The organism is Brevundimonas sp. ZS04 (assembly GCF_001956865.1).
Classification (GTDB): domain Bacteria; phylum Pseudomonadota; class Alphaproteobacteria; order Caulobacterales; family Caulobacteraceae; genus Brevundimonas; species Brevundimonas diminuta.
The window spans coordinates 64,728-71,380 of sequence record NZ_MTHE01000012.1 but is presented as its reverse complement, the minus strand read 5'-3'; the positions used below and the strand labels follow the sequence as shown (position 1 = coordinate 71,380).

The 6,653-nt window shown below is 68.6% G+C and carries 7 protein-coding genes and 1 pseudogene; 1 reads left to right on the top strand and 7 read right to left on the bottom strand.

What is annotated here, in order from left to right; translation table 11 throughout:
- The first annotated feature begins 133 nt into the window (after window positions 1-133).
- Entirely contained in the window at window positions 134-448 is a 315-nt protein-coding gene (locus BJP32_RS17915; protein ID WP_083674004.1) for a recombinase family protein, read from the top strand.
- Here the strand turns inward: BJP32_RS17915 and BJP32_RS13820 are convergent.
- From BJP32_RS13820 to rsmI, 7 genes and pseudogenes are all read right to left on the bottom strand, one after another.
- Window positions 372-1,979 (bottom strand): recombinase family protein, encoded by a 1,608-nt coding sequence (locus tag BJP32_RS13820; RefSeq protein WP_143255477.1) that lies wholly within the window; start codon window positions 1,977-1,979, stop codon window positions 372-374. The two genes, BJP32_RS17915 and BJP32_RS13820, sit on opposite strands and share 77 nt — an antisense overlap.
- A gap of 29 nt (window positions 1,980-2,008) precedes the next feature.
- A pseudogene (locus tag BJP32_RS17740) lies at window positions 2,009-2,650 on the bottom strand (magnesium chelatase domain-containing protein); the annotation flags it as partial.
- Between the two features lie 66 nt (window positions 2,651-2,716).
- Window positions 2,717-3,421 carry a hypothetical protein gene (locus BJP32_RS13810; RefSeq protein WP_046652649.1) on the bottom strand — a complete coding sequence of 235 codons (705 nt, stop codon included), beginning with the start codon at window positions 3,419-3,421 and terminating at the stop codon, window positions 2,717-2,719.
- A 26-nt stretch (window positions 3,422-3,447) separates the two neighbouring features.
- Window positions 3,448-4,398, bottom strand: a complete 951-nt coding sequence (gene gshB / locus BJP32_RS13805) for a glutathione synthase (protein ID WP_040346415.1) — start codon at window positions 4,396-4,398, stop codon at window positions 3,448-3,450.
- 120 nt (window positions 4,399-4,518) lie between these two features.
- A complete protein-coding gene (locus BJP32_RS13800; RefSeq protein ID WP_046652650.1) occupies window positions 4,519-5,331 on the bottom strand; it encodes a SirB1 family protein in 813 nt (270 codons plus the stop codon).
- Window positions 5,328-5,756: a YraN family protein gene (locus BJP32_RS13795; protein ID WP_046652651.1), complete on the bottom strand. Its 429-nt coding sequence runs from the start codon at window positions 5,754-5,756 to the stop codon at window positions 5,328-5,330. The genes BJP32_RS13800 and BJP32_RS13795 overlap by 4 nt, the downstream gene beginning before the upstream one ends.
- The gene (rsmI, locus tag BJP32_RS13790; RefSeq protein ID WP_046652652.1) at window positions 5,753-6,625 is read right to left on the bottom strand and encodes a 16S rRNA (cytidine(1402)-2'-O)-methyltransferase; all 873 of its coding nucleotides are present in this window, start codon (window positions 6,623-6,625) and stop codon (window positions 5,753-5,755) included. Before rsmI ends, BJP32_RS13795 begins: the two co-directional genes overlap by 4 nt.
- Window positions 6,626-6,653: the final 28 nt, after the last annotated feature.

Here is a 6,653-nt window from a genome sequence, read left to right as displayed (position 1 = left end):
CGCCTACATCGTGCCTCCACGACCACTGTGACGGCGATCTCGCGCACGCTGAAGACGGTCCAGACAGACCGTCAGGAGAGCGTAGTGCACGCCTGAACCGGACGTAGCCATTCGACTACGGCTTGCTCGAACCATGGTCGATTGCCATGGTCCGGGCATGGTCTCCCAGACGATCCAGCCAACGATTCCAGCGACGGTCTACATTCGTTGGTCGTCGGAAGCACAGACAGGGCGCGATAGCCTTCGGCGCCAGCTTGAGGCGGCCCAGCGATATGCGGACGAGCATCGTCTCCTCATCGTCGAGACCATCATCGACGAGGCAGTCAGCGCATTCTCTGGCCAACATCTGACCAAGGGTCGGCTCGGACAGTTCATCCGTCGTGTGCCCGCTTGGCGAAGCGGCCAAGCGGGTCACGCTTCGGGTCACTCCGTTGAGGCAAACAGCTAAACCAGACCGCACCCGTGTAGCCGACACATCGAAGCTCGACCCGACGCTGCTGCTCATAGAAGACGGCTGTGAACCCGGCCGCTTTGGCAGCATGTGCGATCCGCGCGCGCACGAGGAACTTCGATGGACCAGACATCGGGTGTTCTGGGCTTCGAAGCTCGCTGATGGCGGCAAGAAGGTCTGGAAGCCCGGCCCCATGCTCCTCGACGACAATCGCATCCTTCAGTCTGCGTTCTGCGAGGCGGGCCAGTCGAAGTCGGTCGCGCGTAGCTGATACGGTAGCCACGATTTCATCGGTGGAGTCACTCTCGAACGCGGCGAGCAGCTTCGTCAGGCGACCAGACAACCGAGCCACGTCATGCTGAACTCGGTGCAGTTCGCCCCGCGTCTCGCTGGCAACGGGCGTGCGCCGGGCCGCAGGGTCCATCTGCATTGCCGCGTCCAGAAACTGACGCTCTGCCTCATTGAAGTTGAAGAGAGCGCGGCTGCTGCACCCACGTCGCCGCCGAGCCGAGGAACATGCCAGATACCGTTCCGCATCTCCCTTGCCGATGTATGTCATGCTGCCGCCACAGGCGGCGCATTGGGCTATCCCCGTGAGGATGTTCCTGAAGTCGGCACCTTTGCGACCGGCGGCTCCTTGTCTGCGGGCGATGATCGCGGCCCGCGCCTTCAGTGCGAGGCTCTCGGCGACGATGGGAGGGAAGTAGCTGGGGACTGGAGGACCAGCCGGAACTCTGCGCCCTCGCTCTGTGGTGTGGGGCTGATAGATGCCGAGGGCCGCATCGCTGGAAAGGAGCTTCTGGATGTAGCTGGCATGCCAGCCGTTCTTGCCTCGGAAGGGCGGCACGCCCGCGTCGTTCAGCCGTGCTGCAATCGACCCTTTGCCGATCCCAGCGGCCGTCTCGGCGAAGATCAGCCGAACGATATCAGCGCGCTCTTCCACGATCTCGAACCTCGACCGATCCGGGGTGAGACGAAGCCATGCCGGGCACGTCTTGGTCAGTTTTCGGATGTCGGCTTCACGTCGCTTACGCTCCCACGCGGCTCGAACCCTTTTGCTTTTGGTTGCCGACTCCTCGTGAGCACGAAGCATAACGATCAAGCTTCCGAGGAGCCGAAGCCCACCGTCCTCACCCATGCTCTCGCGCGTGAACCGCTGGCGATCAGTCAGAGTGACCAGTGTGATGCCTCCGTTGATCAACCCGATGAACGGGGCCAGAGCATCAAGAGGCGCCTGACGGTTAAGTCGGTCGAGACTCTCGCAGATTAGGACGTGCGGCATCGCGACAGCACGATCTTCAACACGACGGATGAACTGTCCGAGCCGACCCTTGGTCAGATGTTGGCCAGAGAATGCGCTGACTGCCTCGTCGATGATGGTCTCGACGATGAGGAGACGATGCTCGTCCGCATATCGCTGGGCCGCCTCAAGCTGGCGCCGAAGGCTATCGCGCCCTGTCTGTGCTTCCGACGACCAACGAATGTAGACCGTCGCTGGAATCGTTGGCTGGATCGTCTGGGAGACCATGCCCGGACCATGGCAATCGACCATGGTTCGAGCAGATTGTGGCCCCCGGCGGCGGCGATCTCCAGCGCCCGCTTGGCGCCCTCCTGTCCCTTGACCTCGCGCAGGTCGGGTACGGCGCGCCCCTCCAGCACCGGCCCCGGCTGGGGCGGGCGCAGCACCTGGGTTCCGCGGAAATGGTTGATCAGGCCGATCAGGGAGCGCGGCGCCAGCAGCCGCGCCTCGCCCGCCCAGGCCGCCTCCGGCCCGTTGGCCTCAGGGCAGATGAGGCCCAACCCCATGGCGTTCACCGCCATCGCCGCAGGCAGGGTTCCGCCCACCGCAGCGATCTGACCGTCCAGACCCAGTTCGCCCACCGCAGCCCAACCGTCCAGGGCGTCCGGTCCGATCACCCCCATGGAGGCCAGCAGGGCCAGGGCGATGGGCAGGTCGAAATGGCTGCCTTCCTTGGGCAGGTCGGCGGGGGCCAGATTGGCGATCACCTTCTTCGCCGGCAGCGCCAGACCAATGCCCGCAAAAGCGCCGCGCACTCGTTCGCGGCTCTCGGCCACCGCCTTGTCCGGCAGGCCGACGATGGCGAAGGCCCCGGCGGGCGAGCCGACCTGCTGCACCTCGACGTCGACCCGGCGCGCATCGACGCCATCGAAAGCCACCGTCACCACCCGCGCGACCATGCCGTTCCCTCCCGCAGACAAGAGAACAAATCACGAACCGATCAACACTGCAAGAGCGTTGTTCGTTCAGTTCGTCGGGAGGTCGGCCTCCGGCGCGATGGTGTGGACCACCTGCCCCTCGGCGTTGAGGAACTGGATGGCGCCGAAGCCCTCCTCGGTCACGGTCAGGCGCAGGCGCGGCTTGTCGTTCCTGTCCGACAGGGCGACGGCGGGCGTCCCGTCGGCGGCCAGCGACAGGCGCATCCGCGTCGGCGTCTGCACGCCCGGAACCAGCGCCCCGCCCAGCCCCGGTTCGCGCACCAGCGGCGGCGCCTGGTTGAAGACGAAGCTGACCGAGCCGTCGGGCGACACGCGCCAGCCGACCGCATCCATCGCCGGGTGATCCAGCGCCAGAACGGCCATGCCGCCCTCGACGTCGGCCGTGCCGAAGCCGCCGCGCTCGCTGCCCTTGTCGTCGTAGAGGATCAGTCCGGCGACGTTGAAGGCGCGCTTATATTGAACGCCGTCGATGATCGGGGGCGGGGTCGCGCCCGACAGAGTCATGCGGATGGTCCCGTCGGCGTCGACGATATCGATGCGCCGGGCGCTGATGCGATCATGGTCCGGCGTCTCGATCCGGGTCTGCGGCGTACGGGTCTCGATGATCCGCTCCAGCACCTCCAGCGACGGGCGTTTCGGCGCGACGTCTGGCGAGGCTTCCTGGGCCGCCGCCGGGCAGGCGATCGCCAGCGCCAGGGCGGCGGACGCCCCGGCCTTGTTCAGTACGCTCATAAAGTCCCCTCCCATGCAGCGCGGCGTCAGGCGGCCGCGCGTTTCCTTTGCTCGATGACCTCCCACATGCGCTCGGTCGCATCGACGCCGGCGAAGTTCAGCAACTGCTGGGCGCCGGTGGGGGAGGTGACGTTGATCTCGGTCAGATAGTCGCCGATCACGTCGATGCCGACGAAGATCAGGCCGCGCTCCTTCAGATAAGGGCCGATGGCGGCGCAGATCTCCCGGTCGCGCGGCGTCAGCTCGACCGGCGCCGCCGTGCCGCCGACACGCAGGTTGGAGCGCACCTGATCCTTGGCCGGAATGCGGTTGATGGCGCCGACCGGCTCGCCGTCGATCAGGATGATGCGCTTGTCGCCCGCAGAGACGGCCGGGATGAATTTCTGGATCACCAGCGGATCGCGCGACCCGGCGGCGTGAATCTCGATCAGGGCCTCCAGGTTCGGATCGTCCGCCTTCAGCCGCACCACGCCCGAACCGGCCGCGCCGTGCAGGGGTTTGAGCACCACGTCGCCATGGCGGCGGTGGAAGTCCACCAGGGTCTCCGGGTCGGACGACACCAGGGTCGGCGGCTGCAGGCCGGGGAAGAGGGTGGCGATCAACTTCTCGGGCGCCGAACGCACCTCGGCCGGATCATTGACCACCAGGGTCTTGGGATGCACCCGCTCCAGCAGATAGGTGGCGGTGACATAGGCCATGTCGAACGGCGGATCCTGACGCATCAGGATGACGTCCACGTCCTCGGCCAGGTCCAGCCGCTGCTCGGGGCCGAAGTCGGCGTGGTTTCCCTGCTCGCGCTGCACCGTCACCGGACGGGCGCGGCAGAACAGGCGGCCGTCCTCCAGCGCCAGGGTGCGGAAGTCATAGACCCACAGCTTGTGGCCGCGCGCCTGCCCGGTCAGGGCCATCAGGAAGGTGGTGTCCGACTCGACGTTGACCGCCTCGAGCGGGTCCATCTGGATGGCGACCTTGAGCATGGGAGTCCTTCTTGGTGGGCGCTATAGCTCGCGCCGCGGGCGCTTGCTGCTTGAGCGCCCGAACGAGGGCGCCGCTGAGCGTTACTTGAGGCCCCGCAGCGCCCGCCGCAAGGCCGCGCTTCAGTTCAACCGCATCCGCACTCGGTCCAGCCGCGCGTCGCAGGCGGCGATCGGCTCGCCCAGGGTGCGGGCGCGCGACAGGGCCTGCATGGCCCCGGTCAGGGCGCCCTGCTTCTCGCGGGCGGCGGCCACGTCCAGCCAAGGGCGGTGATCCTCGGGGTCCAGCAGGGCGCGACGCAGGGCCGAGCGTTCGGCGCCTTCGTAGTCGCGGGCCTGAAGGGCGCGGGTGAACAGGATGTTCTGCAGACGGATCAAGGCCTGACGCTCGCTGACCGGCGCCATCAGCAGGTCCAGACGGTCGGCCACATGCGGGGTCAGGCCCGCCAGCAGGGCCCGGCGCGTCAGCTCCGACGGTAGGACCAGCCGCCCCTGGCTGAACGGGTCCAGCGCCACCGGCCCCTCAGGCGTCTCGACCCGCAGCAGGACGTGGCCGGGAAAATCGACCGGCGCCGCCGTCAGCCCGGCCCGCCGCGCGGCGTCAAGATAGAAGATGACCAGCACCGCCGACAGGCCGCGCCGCCGCTCGGCCACGTCGATCACGTCCGTGTTGGCCGGATGGTCGTAGTTCAGCAGGTCGCCGTTCAGCCGCAGGTCGCCCGCCAGGGCCTCGGTCAGGGCGTCGTCGGGACTTTCGTTGGCGGCCCGTTCCTTGAGCCGCTGGGCGGCGTGATCGGCCAGAATGCGCACGCAGTCGGCGTCGCGGAACGGATAGTCGTGGATGGCGCAGGCAATGGCGCAATCCAGCAGGGGGAAGGCTTCGTCCGCCCCCTGTCCCGCCTGGGCCAGCACCGCCTCTGCTTCCTCGCGCGTCAACGCCGGTCCGCTCCCGTGGAGATCACGCCGCGAAGATGACGCGGAAAACGTCCGGGGGCCAGCGCCACCATGTCGATTCTCAACTCCAGACCCGACAGGGCCGGTCGCCCGCGCGCCGCCGCCTCGACCGCGCGGATCAGGCGCTGGTGCTGGTCCGGCCCCAGGGCCAGGGTCGCGGCCTCCAGCGTCGCGCGGCGCTTGACCTCGACGGCGGCCAGGACGCGCCCGCGCCGAGCCAGGATGTCGATCTCTCCGCCCCGGCCCTTCAGGCGGAAGGCCAGAACCTGATAGCCCTTGAGCATCAGCCACAGGGCGGCGATCCACTCGGCGTCATGGCCTTGACGATGCGACCGGCCGCCCAACGCCTGGCGCCAGCCCGCCTTGGGCGTCTTCGGCGGCGGATGCGGGCGCGGAGCGAGGCTCACCGCCCCTTCAACTCCAGCGCGCGCTTGTAGAGCGGCTTGCGCGGCAGGTTCAGCGCCTTGGACACCTCGGCCGCCGCCTCGCCGGGCGGCAGGCGGGTCAGGGCCTCAGCCAGGGCGGCGTCGGCGTCGGCGGCGCTGGCCACCTCGGCCTCGCCGGGGCCGACCACCACCACGATCTCCCCCTTGGGCGCGTCCAGGCGCGGGTCGACGGCGAGTTCAGCCAGATCGCCGCGCACGCATTCCTCATAGAGCTTGGTCAGTTCGCGGGCGACGGCGGCCGGACGGGCGCCCAGCACCTCGGCCATGTCGGCGAGGCTGTCGCGCAGGCGCGGCCCGCTCTCGAAGAAGACCAGGGTCTGACGGCCGGGCCGCAGCTCCTCCAGCGCCGTGCGGCGCGCCGCCGACTTGGGCGGCAGGAAGCCCGCGAACAGCACCCGGTCGGCGGGCAGGCCGGCGATGCACAGGGCGGCCAACAGGCTGGACGGACCGGGCACGGGATGAACCGGCAGCCCCTCGGCCACGGCCGCCCGCGCCACCACATAGCCGGGGTCTGACACCAGAGGCGTGCCCGCATCCGACACCAGGGCCACCACCTCGCCCGCCTTCAGCCGCTCGACGGCGATCTCCGCGGCGCGGTTCGAGGCGTGATCATCGCACCGCTCCAGCCTAACCTTCAGCCCATAGGCGGTCAGCAGCTTGGCCGTGACCCGCGTGTCCTCCGCCAGCACCAAATCGGCCGCCGCCAGAACGTCCAGCGCCCGCAGCGTCATGTCGCGCAGATTCCCGATCGGCGTCGCCACCAGATAGAGGCCCGGCGAAACGGGGCGCGCGGGCGGGGCGGTCGGCGGAAAAATCGGGGCGTCGGACATCGGCCGGACCCTGCCAGTCCGGCGCGCC